The following is a 16,217-nucleotide window of genomic DNA, read 5'->3' on the forward strand; positions in this document are numbered from 1 at the left end:
CACGAGACTCGACCGGGACCCTCCATGACTTTTTCCTTCAGCGCCGTCCTGGTGTGGCTGGACCTCGCCGGTGTGTTCTTCTTCGCGGTCTCCGGGTCGCTGCTCGCGGCGCGGAAGCAGTTCGACATCATCGGCTCCCTGCTGCTGGCTTCGGTGGTGAGCCTGGGCGGCGGCGTGATCCGCGATATCATCATCAACGCCGGCCCGCCCGCAGCCTTCACCAACCCTGCCTATTTGGCGCCGCCGCTGCTCGCCATGGTGCTGGTGTACTTCCTGTTCTCCAGCGTCCAGCGCTACACCTCGCTGCTGATCCTGTTCGACGCCGGCGGGCTGGCGCTCTTTTGCATCACCGGTACCCTCAAGGCTCTGGCCGCCGGGATGAATCCCGTGGCGGCGCTGTTGCTCGGGGTCACGACGGCGGTGGGTGGCGGCCTGCTCCGGGACATTACCGCCAATGAGGTGCCGCAACTGTTCGACCCGAAGGATCTCTATGCACTGCCGGCGTTTGCGGGGGCCGCGCTGACCGTGGGCCTGACCGTCACCGGTACCTTCAACGCGGTAACCGCCGGTGCCGTAGCGGCCATCGTTTTCGCCTTCCGCGTCACCGCATGGCGGCGGCAATGGCACGTCCCGCTGGCGGTCCGCGGCTGGCACCGGCTCGGCCTGGGGGCGGCGGATGGCGGCACCAGGAATTAGCTAGGATAAGAACCATGACTGACATGTTCCTCGAGAAATTCCGCGCGCTTGTTCCGAAGTATCTCGAAGACGAATGGCAGGAAGAGGATGGCCTGGCCCCTGACGAACTCGACTCGGCACTCGACGAGCACCAGTTCCAGGTTCCGCTGGTGCTGCGGGAGTTCTACCTCGCGGTTGGCGGCTGCGAAGACATCATGGAGGCGTACCACTACTTCTGGGACCCCGAGGAACTCGAAGTCGATGATGAAGGCTTCCTGATGTTCCTCGAGGACGAGGAGGAACAGTTCACCTGGGGCTTCCGCGTGGGCGACCTCAGCGTCCCGGACCCCATTGTGTACCGCCGCAATAATGCCCGCGGCCAGTGGAAGAGTGAAGAGGGAACGTTCTCGGAGTTCGTCTTCGACATGTTCGAATGGGCGTTCACCGACGACGAGGACTAGGCTCCGGGACTTCCCAGGCGCCGATTCTCCCCAGGCGCCGATTCTCCCCAGGATAGGCGGGCCTCGCCGGTGTGCCGCGCCCGACCGCCCGATGTTGGCGGTGCTGCGGGGTCAAACATGGGGAAATTCAGCGGATGGCCCGACCCCGGAGGACCTGCCACACCTGATCGAGAACCTTTTGCGGGTGGTAAACCAGATCCTGGTACCCGTACCTGAGAACGGTGCAGCCCGCGAGGGCATCGTGAAAATCCTGTGACACGTGATTTACAAGAGGTCTGGACAGCGTGACATTTCTGTCATAGTCTCATTTGTGGGTTCACTGAATGCCTCCGGTGGATCTGATGCGAACGGAGAAATGGCCCCGGTTCGACACAACGACTGACGCGGAACGTTGTGAGAAACCGGGGCCATTCCGCTGCCACCGGAGAACCGCCCCGAGGCGCACACGGCGCGCGGCGGAGATGCACCGTCTACGGCGGGACCCCGTCCCCGCGCACCACGCTCAGCTGGCGCGGTCCACCACGGCCTGCGCGAAGTGGGTCAGCGAGCTCTTCACAACACCTTCGGGCAGCGGCGCGAGTGCGGCAATGGCCTCATCCGCCCAGGCCCGTGCCACCACCCAGGATTCCGCGGTCACGGGGTGCTCCCGGAGACCGGCGACGGCGGCGGCGAGGGCTTCATCGGAGCTAAGGTCGCCGTCGATCAGCTGAAGGAGTTCGACGGCGGACTGGTCGCCCGTCTCGGCCTTCTTGCGCAGCAGCAGCACCGGCAGTGTCGGCACTCCTTCGCGCAGGTCGGTGCCCGGGGACTTGCCGGACTTGACCTTGACGCCGGTGACGTCGATGACGTCGTCGGCCAGCTGGAAAGCCACGCCCACCTTCTCGCCGTACTCGACCAGCAAGGCCTCGTAGGCCTCATCAGCGCCGGAGAAGATCGCACCCAGCTGGCCGGAGGCGGCCACCAGTGAGCCCGTCTTGTCGGCGATGACTGAGAGGTAGTGCTCTATGGGGTCCTCGTCCGGGCGGGGGCCAACAGTTTCGTGCAGCTGGCCCAGGCAGAGCCGCTCAAAGGTGCGGGCCTGGATCCCGAGGGCCCGGGAGCCGAGTTCCGAGACCAGGATGGACGCCCGGGCGAAGATCAGGTCACCGGTCAGCACCGCGACGGAGTTGCCCCAGACCTCGTGCGCCGTTGGGGCCCCGCGGCGGAACGGCGCGGAATCCATCACGTCGTCGTGGTAGAGCGTCGCCAGGTGGGTCAGTTCCACCACGACGGCGGCCTGAACCACCGCCGGCCGGGAGGCATCACCCAGGTGGGCGCAGAGCAGTGTCAGGAGCGGACGGATGCGCTTGCCGCCGGCTTCAACGAGGTGGCGCGAAGTAGCGTCAGCCAGCGGATCCGAGTTGGCAATGGCTTCGCGGAGCTTTTTCTCGACGCGGGCCAGGTTGGTGGTGATCTCGGGACCAAGGTCGGGGTCCCCCGCGATGGCGGCAAATCCGGCCGGCAGCTGCAAGCCGGTGGCAATGGCGGTGGTGTTGAGGCTGGGCTCAGAGCTCGGCAGGCCGTGTCCGGCGTGCGTCCAGCTTTGGTCTGCAGAGTTGGTCACGGGTTAACCCTAACTTTTGTTGCGGAATCCGCGGAGTTGGCGCTGGAGTTGAACGAGTCGGACCGGCCCTGGTTGGATGTGGCCGGAACCAGCGATTCGAGAACCCGGATGACGCGGTCCTCGAACCCCTTGGCCGCGGGATCCGTCAGGTTGGCCAGCAACCGCACCACGAACCGCATGAGGACGGGAATGGGCATGCCCGTCCGGAGTGCCAGCTTCATGACGGCCGGCTTGCCGATCAGGGCAGCGAAGGCCCGGCCCAGCGTGAAGTGCGAACCCCACTGGTCCCTGATGTAGTCCGCGTACCGTGCCAGATGCGCGTCGGCGTCGTACGCTCCGCCGGAGGAAACCGAGCGGGCGGCGGCGTCAACGATGAACTCGGCCGCGAACCGGGCGGACTCCATCGCATAGGAGATACCCTCGCCATTGAACGGGGAAACCATGCCGCCGGCGTCGCCCAGCAGCAACAACCCCGGGGAGTAGTGCGGGGTGCGGTTGAAGCCCATGGGCAGCGCGGCTCCGCGGATCTCGCCCACCTGGTTTTCCGGCGTGAATCCCCAGTCTGCGGGCATGCCGGCCGTCCACTCGCGCAGGACCTGTTTGTAGTCCAGCTTGCCGAATTCCTTGGAGGAGTTCAGGATGCCCAGGCCCACGTTGGAGGTGCCGTCGCCGACGCCGAACACCCAGCCGTAGCCGGGCAGCAGCTTGCCGTCGCGGCCGGGGAGCTCCAGCCAGCCTTCCATCCAGTCGTCGTTGGTGCGCGGGCTCGTGAAGTAGGTGCGGACGGCCACGCCGAGCGGGCGGTCGTCGCGCTTACGGAGTCCCAGCGAAACCGCGGTGCGGCTGGAATTTCCGTCCGCGGCCAGGACGACGTCGGCGGGAAAGTCGCGGGTTTCGCCGGTTTTGCGGCCGGCGTCGTCCAGCAGGGCGGCGCGGACCCCTGTCACCCGCCCGTCGTCGGAACGCAGGGCCTCCGTGACGCTGTGGCGCTCGAGCACGACGGCGCCCGCGGACTGGGCGTGCCGGGCGAGTTCCTCGTCGAAGCCCAGGCGGGTCCGGATCAGCCCGTACTGCGGGAAGTCCGAGACCTCGGGCCAGGGAAGCTCGATGCTGCGGCCGCCTGCCAGCAGACGCAGCCCCTTGTTCCGGCGCCAGCCGTCGGCTTCGGGGTGCGGCAGGCCAAGCTTCTGGATCTCGCGGACGGCGCGGGGGGTAAGCCCGTCGCCGCAGACTTTTTCGCGCGGGAAACTGGTTTTTTCCAGCACCGTGACGTCAAGGCCCGCCCGCGCCAGATAGTAGGCGGCAGTGGACCCGGCCGGACCGGCTCCGACGATCAGTACTTTCACGGCCGCGGCAGACTAACGCCCGGGCCGGGTATTGCGGCGCAGCTTCGCTACGGGTCCGGTGTGGGCGGCGAGGGCGGCAGGAGACGCTGCCGGGCCGTTTTCGGGGCCGGGCCCGCCGCCGGGCTTGACGGCGCGGTGCACCGCGACAATGCCGCCGCTGAGGTTGCGGTAGGTGACGGAATCCCAGCCGGCTTCCTGCAGCCAGGCGGCGAGGTGGTCCTGGTCCGGCCAGGCGCGGATGGACTCGGCGAGGTAGACGTAGGCATCCGGGTTGGAAGAGACCTTGACAGCGATCGCGGGCAACGCGCGCATCAGGTATTCGGTGTACATGGTGCGCCACAGCGGCACGACGGGCTGGGAAAACTCAGCGATGACAAGCTTGCCGCCGGGCTTTGTAACCCGCAGCATCTCATCCAGAGCCTTCTTCGGCTCGTTGACGTTGCGCAGGCCAAAGGAGATGGTGCTGGCATCGAAGGTGTTGTCCGCGAAGGGCAGACGCGTCGCGTCACCGGCGATGAAATCGATGTCGGGGCGGCGGCGCTTGCCCACCTTGAGCATGCCGAGCGAGAAGTCGCAGGCGATGACGTCAATGCCGGCGTCGGCATACGGCTCGCTGGAAGTGCCGGTGCCTGCGGCGAGGTCCAGCACCCGCTGGCCCGCTTTCACGCCCATCGCTTCAACCACAATTTTGCGCCAACGGCGCGTCTGCCCCATCGACAGGACGTCGTTGACGACGTCGTATTTGGGGGCGACGTCGTCAAACATCGTGGCCACTTCGTCCGGACGCTTATCCAAGGATGCTCGGTTCACCCTGTCATTGTCTCAAATGTTCGGCACACCTCCGAACCACGCCTTGATCAGGGCCTCCGCGGGCGCGGGAGTAGTGTTGTCTCACTATGACGAGCACGTTCCGAACCTTGACAGTCCCCCTCGACGCTGGTGCATTCCCCGGGGGGCTGCCGTCGCTTCTGGTACGGGACGATCTCCTCTACTGGACCCGCCGCGAAGCCGGGCTGGTTGGCTTCGGCGAGGTGGCCCGCTTCACCGCCACGGGTCCTGACCGGTTCCTTGAGGCTGACATCTGGTGGCGCCACCTGGTCCTGGAAGCCGAGATCCAGGACAGCGTGGAGTGGCCCGGCACCGGCCCCGTCGCTTTCGGCTCGTTCGCCTTCTCCAAGGCCTCCGCGCACGCCTCAAGGCTGGTGGTGCCCGAAATCGTCGTTGGACTGCGGGACGGCAAGGCGTGGCTGACCCAGTTAACGTTCGACGACGGTGACCTCACCGAGGCGGGCGCCCGCGCCGCGCTGGACCGCTGGCTGGGGACACCCGGCGTCGTTCCCTCCGCGACGGAAATTGACGCCGATGCCGCGCCGCGGGAAGCGACGCTGGCCACCGGGTCGCTGAGTGAGGCGGACTGGATGGCCGCCGTGGCCGCCGGCGTAGCGGAAATCCGCACCGGGGCGCTTGAGAAGCTGGTGCTGGCCCGGGACATTGTTGCCACCGTCCCTGCCGGGGTGAATGCCGCCGAGATCCTCCGCCAGCTCGCCGTCCGGTACCGGGAATGCTGGACCTACGGCGTCGACGGACTCGTGGGCGCCACCCCCGAGATGCTGATCCAGGTGGAGGGCCGCACCGCCCAGGCCCGCGTCCTGGCCGGGACCCTCGACCGCCGTGACGCCGACGGCCTGGACGGCTCCCCGCTGGAGTTTGCCGAGCGGGTGTTGGCCGGATCCGAGAAGCAGCGGCACGAACATGACATCGCCATCCAGTCCCTCACAACCCAGTTGGCGCCCTTCTCCGAGGCCATGAACGCGCACAGCGAACCGTTCATCCTTGAACTGCCGAATGTCTGGCACCTTGCCTCCGATGTGAAGGCCGAGCTCACTGAGGTTGAAGGTCACGTGCCCACCAGCCTGGCCCTGATCAATGCTCTGCACCCGACGGCGGCGGTCTGCGGCACCCCGACTACGGTGGCGGGCGCCCTGATCCGCAAGCTTGAGCATCTGGACCGCGGCCCCTATGCCGGACCGGTCGGCTGGCTTGATGCGGCCGGCAACGGGGAATGGGGCATAGCGCTGCGCGGGGCCGTCATCGAGTCTGCGCAGACCGTACGCCTCTACGCCGGCTGCGGCGTCGTAGAGGGCTCGGTGCCCGAAGTGGAGCTGGCCGAAACGTGGGCAAAGTTCCGGCCCATGCTGGAGTCCCTCGGTATCAAGAGCTAGGCTCTGGACTGCCGGTGAGGGAATCCGGGATTTCAGACACCGGAGCGCGGGAAAGTCTTGTCTGTGTGCCCGGATTTGTTATCCCATAGTAAAACTTAGTTTTCTGTGATGTACATCTCTCGTTCGGCGATACACTATATACCGACTTAGCCCGACGCATCCCTCCTGCTACAAAAGGTATGAAAATGCAGATCTCCCGTTCGCTCCTGAGCACCTCCACACTCAAGGCAGCCACCGTATTTGCTGTTGGCGCCCTGGCTCTCACCGCCTGCACCAACGCCTCCGAAACTGCAACGCCTGCCGCGCCCTCCGTGTCCGGCAGTGCCGCGGCCAGCTTCGATCCGAGCACCGTGCAGAAGGACGACGCCCTGGCAGCCATGGTCCCCGAGGACATCAAGTCCAAAGGCACCCTGACCGTTGGCTCGGATACCTCGTACGCGCCTGCGGAATTCCTCGGCACCGACGGCCAGACCCCGGTGGGCTACGACGTCGACATCGCCAAGGCAATCGGCGCCACCCTCGGTCTGAAAGTCCAGGTGCAGACGTCGGAATTCACCGGCATCCTGCCGGCCCTGGGCCCGAAGTACGATCTCGGTATTTCCTCGTTCACGATCAACCCGGAGCGACTCGGCGCGGTCAACATGGTCAGCTACTTCAACGCCGGCACCGCTTGGGCTGTGCAGAAGGGCAACCCGAAGAAGGTCTCGCTGGATGATCTCTGCGGCAAGTCCGTGGGCGTACAGACCGGCACCGTCCAAGAAGATCCGGACCTGTCGGACCGCAGCAAGAAGTGTGTCGCGGACGGCAAGCAGCCCATCAACGTCGTGACGCTCAAAAACCAGACGGACATCACCACACGCCTGGTCAACGGCAGTGTCGATGCGATGGCCGCCGATTCGCCCATCATTGGCTACGCCATCACCCAGACCAACGGCCAGATCGAGAAAATCGGCGAGGTTTACGATTCCGCACCGCAGGGGATCGCCGTGGCCAAGTCCGATCTGGCCCTGGCAGAACTCGTCCAGAAGACCGTCGCCAAGCTCATGGAGAACGGCTCGTACAAGAAGATCCTGGAAGGCTGGGGCAACGCCGACGGAGCCCTCACCAAGTCCGAGGTCAACCCGGCGGTCGGCTCTTGAGCTTTCCCGCCACCAACCACCCCTCAGGTAAACAGATGGACAGCCAGCAGGAAAGACCGGAAGCTCCGGTAGTGCTCAATGATCCGGTGCCGGTTCGGCATCCGGGCCGCTGGATCAGCGCCGTCATTATCCTCGGCGCGCTCGCCCTGTTCCTCCAGAGCCTGGTGACCAACCCCAACTTCCGCTGGGACATCGTGGGGACGTACATCCTGGACACGAAGGTGGTGCAGGGCGTCGGCTGGACGCTGCTACTGACGGTGGCCGCCATGGTCTTGGCCATTGTCCTTGCCATCCTCCTGGCGTTCATGCGCCAGTCGGAAAATCCGGTGTTCCGCTGGTCCAGCTGGGCCTGGGTCTGGTTCTTCCGTGGCACTCCGGTGTACACACAGTTGGTTTTCTGGGGCCTGATCTCGGTCCTGTATCCCAAGATCACAGCTGGCATACCCTTCGGTCCCGAGTGGTTCGCCGTGGACACCAGCACCGTGGTCACCACCACAGCTGCGGCCATCCTGGGTCTGGGCCTGAATGAGTCCGCTTACCTGGCGGAAATTTTTCGGGCCGGCCTCAAGTCAGTGGACCGCGGCCAGGAGGAAGCTGCCGAGGCCCTCGGCATGGGCAAGACCAAGATCATGTGGCGGATCATCCTGCCGCAGGCCATGCGCGTGATTGTGCCGCCCACGGGCAACGAAACCATCGGCATGCTGAAGACCACCTCATTGGTCCTGGCCGTGCCGTTCACCCTGGACCTGACGTTTGCCACGAACACCCTGGCCAACCGGACTTACCTGCCCGTGCCGCTGCTGATCGTCGCGGCAATCTGGTATCTCGTGATCACCAGCCTGCTGATGGTGGGCCAGCACTACATCGAGGCTTACTACGGCAAGGGCGTGGACAACCTTGCTCCGGCCGCAATCAACCCGGCGGCAGCCAAAGCCGCCGGGGCCGGAGCGCCGGGTGGCGCGGCCGGTCCGACGATGACGAAGGACTACCCCGTGGAGGAGGCAAAATGACGACGACCACTGCGACACCGCAGGTGCGGATCGAGGGCCTCCACAAGTTTTATGGCCAGCACCATGTGCTGCGCGGCATTGACCTCGAGGTGAACCGGGGCGAGGTGTCCGTGGTCATTGGCCCGTCGGGCTCCGGCAAGTCCACCATGCTCAGGTGCGTGAACCTGCTGGAGACCATCAGCGCCGGCCGTATCTCCGTCGGTGGGAAGCTGATCGGCTACCGCGAAGTCAACGGCCGGCTCCACGACCTCAAAACCAGGCAAATCGCTGCCCAGCGCCGCGAGATCGGCATGGTGTTCCAGCGCTTCAACCTTTTCCCGCACAAGACGGCCCTCTACAACGTCATGGAAGCGCCGGTGCAGGTCAAGGGCCAGTCCCGGGATGCTGCCCGGAAGCGGGCCATGGAACTGCTGGACCGGGTCGGGCTCTCGGACCACGCCGGCCACTACCCGTCGCAGCTTTCCGGCGGGCAGCAGCAGCGGGTGGCGATTGCCCGTGCCCTGGCCATGGATCCGGAACTCATGCTCTTCGACGAACCCACCTCGGCGCTGGATCCCGAGCTGGTGGGCGATGTTCTGAACGTTATGAAGGACCTCGCCAAGTCGGGCATGACCATGATTGTGGTGACCCACGAGATGGGCTTCGCCCGCGAGGTGGGCGACCGCCTGACGTTCATGGACGGCGGTGTCGTGGTGGAATCCGGTGACCCCCAGCAGGTCCTGGCCAACCCGCAGCATCCCCGCACCAAGGAGTTCCTCCGCCGGGTGCTGTAGCTGCAGCTTCGGTTGGCGAGGCGCGGATCTCCCTTGGCGCTGCTTATTCAGCCACATGACGCGCAAAAGCCCTGGCGCTACCGGATTACGGAAGCGTCAGGGCTTTTGCGCGTCATGAGGCCGATTGCGCGTCGCTGTCACCGCGCAGAACGTGCACGACGCCGGGGCACGCCCGCCGCTGTCAGCGTCCTTTCGAGTTGCCCGGCTGCCATCAGATCGGCCCAGACCCAGCGGACCACGCCGTTTCCCACAGCCCGGATCCTGTTCTCCCTGTCCTTTTCGTCGACGACGGCCTGCGAGACAGTCCGGCCCTTCAGATACTCGGGCTTGACGTACTTTTCGACGCCGTCGAACTCCCCCGCCACCCGCACGCCGTCCCAGTAGTAGTCCGTGTAGCCGACGAGCCCTGAACCATCGCGGATCTCACGCTGGAGTTCCGGCGCCTCAAACCCGGCCACCCACATGAGGGCCCTGCTGTATGACTCGCCGGGAGACCCGGACCGCGGATCGGCAAACTCCACTGCCACCCGGATCCGCCTCGCGGCAGCCGCGGTGTAATTTCCCCCGACTCCGGCCAAGAGCTGCTCCTTCGTGAGAGCCGGCAGACCTTGGGCAACATCCGGCTTGAGCACATGGTCGACAGGCACTACGGCCTCGACAAACGGTGAGAAGGCTGCGAGGTCCAGCACCGTGCGAACCCTCCCGGTCACCAGAAGCCCGTCCCTCCGGACGCACTTTAATCCGGCCTGCGGGGCATAGTGCCGGAGCACTCCCGCCCGCGAGCGGCCGCCGTCGTTCTGCAGGGTCAGTGCGTGTACGGGGTGCCGCAGTCCGATGGTCGGGATGCGCCACACGGCAGCGGCGGAGTGCCGGGCGAAGACCGTCGGAGCAACAAAGGACTCCGCGGCTGCACCGACCCGGACCCGGTACTGCTCCCAAGGCTTTAAGGCCCGCCAGACGCCGCCGTCGACGTAGACGCCGCGGCGCACTCGGACCAGCGCACCCGAGCGGCAGCGGCTGGCCAGCTCCTTGGGGGTCAGCCCGTGCTGGATGTGCTCGCGGGCCAGGATCAGCTTCGGCAGCTCGTTCATGGAACGACGGTCCCAGCCCGTCGGCGGCCGCACCATGCCCCGGGGCGGCCATGTGGATAACCCGACGCGGTTCCGTTCTGCGACACGCTTCCGGTTGTGCGCGGCGCGAAAATCCTGACGCGGTCGGTACACGGGCGCGCCGGGCATTTGGCGCGTCAGGGGGTACGTTCGGCGTCGCAGGGCTGATAGCGCATCGTCAGGTGCCCCGCGCATCGCCCGGCTGGTTGCGCGCGGTTGCCCCTCATCCTGCGACACGCTTCCGGTTGCGCGCGGCGCGAAAATCCTGACGCGGTCGGTATACGGGCGCGCCGGGCATTTGGCGCGTCAGGGGGTACGTTCGGCGTCGCAGGGCGCGTGGAGGCACGTCGCGGACCCGGGCTGCCCTCATCTCGCACGTGAGCGCGGCGTTTTCGGACAGCCGCGCCGCCGGTCCGTGCCGCCCTCGTCCTAAACTGCAGCGGAAACGCTACTCCGCCGCGAGCACCCCGGCCACGGCGGCCCCCACGGCGGCCTTAATGCGCGCGTGCAGGTCCCGCAGACCGCGCCGCTCCGTCCGCACCTCGATGAGGCTGCGGCCCTCCCACGGCTCCGCCAGCGCCGCGGCGAGCTCCGCCGTCGTGCTGACCGACCGGTGTGCGACGCCGTAAGCTGCCGCCAGTGCCGCAACGTTCACACTGTGCGGCGTGCCGAAGAGGCGCTCGACGGCGGTTCCGTAACGGCCCGCGGCCTCGACGGCACCGTGTTCCAGCAACCCGAAGATGGCTCCGCCGGCGTCGTTGAGGACCACGATCCGCAACGTGGGCTCCGCTTCGCCGGCACCGAGCAGCAGCCCGCCGGCGTCGTGCAGGAACGTGACGTCGCCCAGCAGCACCGTGGTCTCCTGGCCGCCGCCGAGGGCTATTCCGGTTGCTGTGGCGAGGGTTCCGTCGATCCCGGCGAGGCCGCGGTTGGCGAAGACCGTGCTGCCGGGCTCCGGGGCGGGCGCCCCTGCGAGGTCGACGTCGCGGATTCCATTGGAGGAGCCCAGCACCAGCTGTCCGTGCGAGTGCTCCCAGACCAGGGCGCCGACGGCGGGCCCGGTCGCCGCGGTGATAGCAGCCAGGACTTGGTCCACGGCGTGCTGGGCCGCGGCACCGGCGAGCAGCCAGGCGTCCAGCCAGGTGGCGGAGCCCCGGCCGGCGAAGTCGGCCAGATCCCCCAGGTTGTCCAACGGAAGTTCGGTGCGGCGGCCGGGCTCGTACCAGGCCACGGGAACCGGCTGGTACAGGGCGGAGGGGACGTCGGCGCGGGCCAGCAGGGCACTCACCGGCCGGGACAGGGTGGGTCGGCCGAAGAGGACCACGCGCTCGATCGGCTGCGCGGCGTCCGGCCCGAACGATTCGAGCAGGAGCCGGTAGGGCCCCACCGCGTTGGGCCCGAACCGTGCGTTGGAGGACGGCTCGGCCAGCAGCGGCAGGCCATGGGCGCGGGCAAACGCCTCGGCGACCGGCCCGGCGTCGTGCCCGGCCAGGACCACGGTGCGCCGCTCCGCCAGGGACTCCGCGGCCGGCGGGAAGTCGAGGGCCAGCGGCCCGCGGGGCGCCCGGTAAACCCGACGGCCCGACTCGGGCGGCAGGCCGTCCCCCGCGGCGGGAACCAATGGATCGCGGAAGGCCAGGTTGAGCTGCACCGGCCCGGGCGGGGTGTCCTCGAACGCTCCGGTGGCGGCACTGAGCGCGGTCTCGATGGCGCGCCGCGGATCGCTGGCGGCGGGCACGTCGGCGGCAAAGCGGACATGCTCACCGAAAAGGTCGAGCTGCACGGTGGTCTGGTTGGCTCCTGTCCCCCGGAGCTCCACCGGGCGGTCGGCCGAGATCACCACGAGCGGGACGGCGGCATGGTTGGCCTCCATCACGGCCGGCAGCAGGTTGCCTACGGCGGTGCCGGACGTGGTGAGCACGGCCGCGGGCGTGCCGGTGGCGAGGGCAAGGCCCAGGGCCGTGAATCCGGCGTCGCGTTCATCGATCCGGACCAGCAGCTCCACCCGCCCGGCGGCGTCGGCCTCGGCCAGCGCGTAGGCCATGGGCGCGGAGCGCGAACCGGGCGCCACCACCACGTAGCGGACTCCTTCCAGCAGCAGGGCCGCGACGGCGATCCGCGCCGCATCCAGGGCGCTGAGCTCAGCGGAACTCACATGTTCTCCGGCGTCTCGATGCCGAGCAGGTCCAGCCCCTCGGAGAGCCGGCGGAGGACCAGGGCGCACAGCGCAAGCCGCGACTCACGGACCGAGTCGCCGGATTTCAGTACCGGGCACTGGTCGTAGAAGGTTGTGAACAGCTGGGCGAGTTCAAACAGGTACGTGCACAGCCGGTGCGGTTCCAGCGCCTCGCGCACTTTATGCAGGGTGGCGCCGTACTCCAGCAGGTGCAGCGCCAGCGCACGTTCGGCGGGTTCGACGACGGCGATCGGCGTCGCCGGGGCACCGCCGTGGCTGGTGGTCAGGGCGGCCCCGGCAACGGCTGCGCCGGCAGCGTCGCCGCGGAAAGTTCCGGCGGCACGTGCGGCGTCGTGCCCCGCCAACGTTCCGGCCTTGCGCAGGATCGAGCGGATGCGCGCGGCGGCGTACTGCACGTAGGGTCCGGTGTTCCCGCTCAGTGCCAGCATCCGGTCGAAGTCGAAAACGTACTCTGTGTCGTGCCCGACGGAAAGGTCGGCGTACTTGACCGCCCCGATGCCCACCTGCCGGGCGGTCACGGCCCGTTCCGCGTCGGTGAGCTCCGGCCTGCTGGCATCGATGACGGTGCGGGCACGGTCGACGGCTTCCTCCAACAGGGCCATCAGCTTGACCGGGGCACCGGAACGGGATTTGAGGATCTTCCCGTCCTCCCCCAGCACGTTGCCGATCTGCACGTGCACGGCCTCGACCGTGTCCGGCAGCCAGCCGGCGTCGCGGGCCGTGGCCATGACCATGCGCAGGTGCATGTTCTGCGGCGCGCCCACCACGTACAGGACACGGCTGGCTTCGAGGTCCCGGACCCGGTACCGGATGGTGGCGAGGTCCGTGGTGCCGTAACCGTAGCCGCCGTCGGACTTGCGGATGATCAGCGGCAGCGGCTGGCCGTCACGTCCGGTGAAGCCGGCCGGAAACGTGCACAGGGCACCGTCACTGACGCGGGCGAGGCCGCGTTCCTCAAGTTCCTGGCACAGCTGCGCGAGGTGCGCGTCGTAGGAACTTTCGCCTGCGATGTGGTCGTCGGTGAGGCTGATTCCCAAGACCGCGTAGATGGCGTTGAAGTAGCGTTTGGATTGGGCCACGAGCCGCTGCCAGATGGCGAAGGATTCCTCGTCGCCGCCCTGCAGCGCTACCACTCGCAGCCGGGCACGGGTGGCGAATCCGTCCTCTTCGGTGGCGGAGGCGTCGAACTTGGCGCGGGCTGCCTGGTAGAAGGCGCTGGGGTCATCGACCAGGAGGGCCGCTGCCGGGGAGTCGTCACCGATTTCCAGCCAGTGCTCGATCAGCATGCCGAATGGTGTGCCCCAGTCGCCGATGTGGTTCTGCCGGATGACGGTGTCCCCCAGTGCCTCACAAACCTTCACCAGGCTGTCCCCCACCACGGTGGTGCGCAGGTGGCCGACGTGCATTTCCTTCGCCACATTCGGGGAGGAGTAGTCGACGACGACGCGCTGGGCTTGCGCCGCCGGCACCGCCGGAGCGCCGGGCGACGCAGCGTTGAGCAGCTCTTCGATCCAGGTCCCGTCGAAGGTGAGGTTGATGAAGCCGGGGCCGGAGATCTCCGCCGCGGTGCAGATCCCGTCCAGGTCGAGGGCGTCAACAATCCTCGTGGCGGCGTCCCGCGGCGTCATGCCGACCTTCTTGGCCAGGGCCATGGCGGCGTTGATCTGGATGTCCGCGAACTGCGAGGGCCGGACCACCGGATCCGTCCCGCGGTATTCTTCGCCGAACGCGCTGGCAATTGCTGCCTGGACTCTGGGGACAACCATTTCGGCCGGATTATTCACACTGTTCAAATTATCAGTTCCGCCACACCCCCGACCCCCACGGCGGTGTCTAGGCGATGACGTAGCGCTGCATCATGTCGTTATCCTCGTGTTCGAGGATATGGCAGTGCCATACGTATGGCCCGGTGAACGAGGTCTGGAAAGCGGTCGCGGAGCCGGCCGCGTTTGCTCCGAACGGTACAACGATCCGGGTGACCTCCCCCGGCATGGCGACGACGGTGTCCTTCCACCCCTGTTCGTTGGCGGGGGGCGCCTTCGGGCCGCCTCGCAGGAACGCGGCAACGGGTGGCGGCGGGAAGGAACCGGTGTTGGCCGCCAACGGTTGCGGCCCGTAAGTGGCGGCCAGATATCCCGCAGAGTCGAACTTCTGCCTGTTGAGCACCTGGAACTGGGTGAAGTGCAAGTGGATCGGGTGAGCGTCGACGGTGGTGTTGACCAGATCCCACTGTTCGAGGGTGTTCGTGGCAACGGTTGTGGTCGCGCCCGGGGCCTCAAAGTTCCTGTTGTTCAGCAATGCCATGAGCGGGGAACCGAACGTGTTAAGGTTCTCAACCATCGTCATGGTTCGGACGGCTGCAACAGGCCGGGCCGCGGTGGCCAGCGGGGTGATGGGCACTGCGCGCAGCGTCGCAGGCAGCGGTACTGTCCACCCTGGTGCGCTGGTCACCGTGAACTGCATGATCTGAGGAAGGGGCAAACCTCCTCGCCGCACTGAGCGCGGCCCGCCGGGGAACGGCGCACGGGCGTCGTTGGTGAGAAGGACCGTGGCGCCCGGCTTCAGTCCGGCGAAGTCGATCACGATGTCTGCCCGTTCACCCGGGCCAAGCAACAGGGTTTTTAGCGGAACGGGAGCGTTGAGCAGGCCACCATCCGAGCCGATCTGGAAAAACGTGCCGGCTGGGCCGGCGGACTTGAGGTGGAGATTGTAGAACCGGGCATTGGACCCGTTGTAGACGCGGAAACGGTACTTGCCGCGGGCGACGCTGAGGTTCGGCCACGCCTTGCCGTTGACCGTTGCGACGTCGCCGAAGAATTCGGGTGCCCAGGGTTGGCCGGACGTTCCGGGATTGGCATTGGGCGGGTAGAGGAAGGTGCCGTCGCTGTTGAACATACGATCCTGGATGACCAGTGGCACCTCGAACGGAGCGCGGGGCAGGCCGGTGCTGCCGTCGCCGGGATCGTCGCCGTTGCGAACCAGGTAGCCGCCGGCAAGTCCCGCGAACACGTTGAGCCTCGTGATGCCCAGGGCATGATCGTGATACCAAAGACCGGCGGCCTCCTGGGTGTTCCCGTAGTGGTAGGTCTTCGATGCGCCAGTTGCGAAGGTGTCGGCGGGGTCGCCGTCATTGCCCGGGCTGGTGTTCCCGCCATGGAGGTGGACGGAGGCCCGTGGGGCGGTGGCGTCGGCGGCGACAACGCCGTCGAGTCCGTAGTCGATCGCGGAAGCCAGCGGGTGCGTGCCGAGACTATTGACCACTGTCAGGTCGAACGGGATACCCTGCTTCGCCACGATAACGGGGCCAAGGTAGTTCTGCGAGACGGGACCACCCCGGTAGGCAAACGTCGGTGTCGCGGTCATCGCACTGTGGAATTGATGGCTTGCGTTGACCATTTCGATGGTTGCGCTGCCACCGCCCGTAGCATCGATGACGCCCATTTGCGCCAGCGTCGGCAGTTGCTCGGTGAAAGGTGTGATCCCTGCTGGAACGGCCGCGGAGGCTGTGGCTGTGATGACCGGCGCCAATAACAAACCTGCACCGGCCGCAGCGCCCGCCTCAAGCAGAGTTCGCCTGGTGATGTCCATGTCAAACACTCCCGCCTCATCGGTTCCCCCTGATAAGGCGAAGGATACGGGCACAACCGTGTCAGCGCACGAGTAGCCTCAACGCAGGCTGGGA

The 16,217-nt window shown here is 67.0% G+C and carries 13 protein-coding genes; 6 read left to right on the forward strand and 7 right to left on the reverse strand.

What is annotated here, in order from left to right; translation table 11 throughout:
* Positions 1 to 24 precede the first annotated feature (24 nt).
* Positions 25 to 696, forward strand: coding sequence for a trimeric intracellular cation channel family protein (locus tag VUN84_14600; GenBank protein XAS63508.1), 672 nt, complete (start codon positions 25 to 27; stop codon positions 694 to 696).
* 14 nt (positions 697 to 710) lie between these two features.
* Complete coding sequence (locus VUN84_14605) at positions 711 to 1,136, forward strand: hypothetical protein (protein ID XAS63509.1); 426 nt, start codon at positions 711 to 713, stop codon at positions 1,134 to 1,136.
* A gap of 502 nt (positions 1,137 to 1,638) precedes the next feature.
* Here the strand turns inward: VUN84_14605 and VUN84_14610 are convergent.
* From VUN84_14610 to VUN84_14620, 3 genes are read right to left on the reverse strand one after another with little or no spacing between them, the layout of a single operon-like run.
* Entirely contained in the window at positions 1,639 to 2,739 is a 1,101-nt protein-coding gene (locus VUN84_14610; protein ID XAS63510.1) for a polyprenyl synthetase family protein, read from the reverse strand.
* Entirely contained in the window at positions 2,736 to 4,085 is a 1,350-nt protein-coding gene (locus VUN84_14615) for a geranylgeranyl reductase family protein (GenBank protein XAS63511.1), read from the reverse strand. Before VUN84_14615 ends, VUN84_14610 begins: the two co-directional genes overlap by 4 nt.
* Positions 4,086 to 4,097: 12 nt before the next feature.
* Positions 4,098 to 4,895: a demethylmenaquinone methyltransferase gene (locus tag VUN84_14620; protein ID XAS63512.1), complete on the reverse strand. Its 798-nt coding sequence runs from the start codon at positions 4,893 to 4,895 to the stop codon at positions 4,098 to 4,100.
* A gap of 86 nt (positions 4,896 to 4,981) precedes the next feature.
* Between VUN84_14620 and VUN84_14625 the strand changes: the two genes are divergently transcribed.
* From VUN84_14625 to VUN84_14640, 4 genes are all read left to right on the forward strand, one after another.
* Positions 4,982 to 6,307: an isochorismate synthase gene (locus VUN84_14625; GenBank protein ID XAS63513.1), complete on the forward strand. Its 1,326-nt coding sequence runs from the start codon at positions 4,982 to 4,984 to the stop codon at positions 6,305 to 6,307.
* 185 nt (positions 6,308 to 6,492) lie between these two features.
* Positions 6,493 to 7,446: an ABC transporter substrate-binding protein gene (locus tag VUN84_14630; GenBank protein XAS63514.1), complete on the forward strand. Its 954-nt coding sequence runs from the start codon at positions 6,493 to 6,495 to the stop codon at positions 7,444 to 7,446.
* A gap of 35 nt (positions 7,447 to 7,481) precedes the next feature.
* Positions 7,482 to 8,456, forward strand: coding sequence for an amino acid ABC transporter permease (locus VUN84_14635; GenBank protein XAS63515.1), 975 nt, complete (start codon positions 7,482 to 7,484; stop codon positions 8,454 to 8,456).
* Complete coding sequence (locus tag VUN84_14640) at positions 8,453 to 9,229, forward strand: amino acid ABC transporter ATP-binding protein (GenBank protein XAS63516.1); 777 nt, start codon at positions 8,453 to 8,455, stop codon at positions 9,227 to 9,229. Before VUN84_14635 ends, VUN84_14640 begins: the two co-directional genes overlap by 4 nt.
* Before the next feature lie 137 nt (positions 9,230 to 9,366).
* On the opposite strand, the gene VUN84_14645 is transcribed toward VUN84_14640, so the two are convergent.
* The 4 genes from VUN84_14645 to VUN84_14660 form a co-directional block, all read right to left on the reverse strand.
* Entirely contained in the window at positions 9,367 to 10,320 is a 954-nt protein-coding gene (locus tag VUN84_14645) for a type IV toxin-antitoxin system AbiEi family antitoxin domain-containing protein (GenBank protein XAS63517.1), read from the reverse strand.
* 466 nt (positions 10,321 to 10,786) lie between these two features.
* A complete protein-coding gene (menD, locus tag VUN84_14650; protein XAS63518.1) occupies positions 10,787 to 12,493 on the reverse strand; it encodes a 2-succinyl-5-enolpyruvyl-6-hydroxy-3-cyclohexene-1-carboxylic-acid synthase in 1,707 nt (568 codons plus the stop codon).
* Positions 12,490 to 14,301, reverse strand: a complete 1,812-nt coding sequence (argS, locus tag VUN84_14655; GenBank protein ID XAS63519.1) for an arginine--tRNA ligase — start codon at positions 14,299 to 14,301, stop codon at positions 12,490 to 12,492. The genes menD and argS overlap by 4 nt, the downstream gene beginning before the upstream one ends.
* Before the next feature lie 67 nt (positions 14,302 to 14,368).
* Entirely contained in the window at positions 14,369 to 16,123 is a 1,755-nt protein-coding gene (locus VUN84_14660) for a multicopper oxidase domain-containing protein (GenBank protein XAS63520.1), read from the reverse strand.
* Positions 16,124 to 16,217: the final 94 nt, after the last annotated feature.

The organism is Micrococcaceae bacterium Sec5.8 (genome assembly GCA_039636775.1).
In the GTDB taxonomy this organism is placed as follows: Bacteria; Actinomycetota; Actinomycetes; order Actinomycetales; family Micrococcaceae; genus Arthrobacter.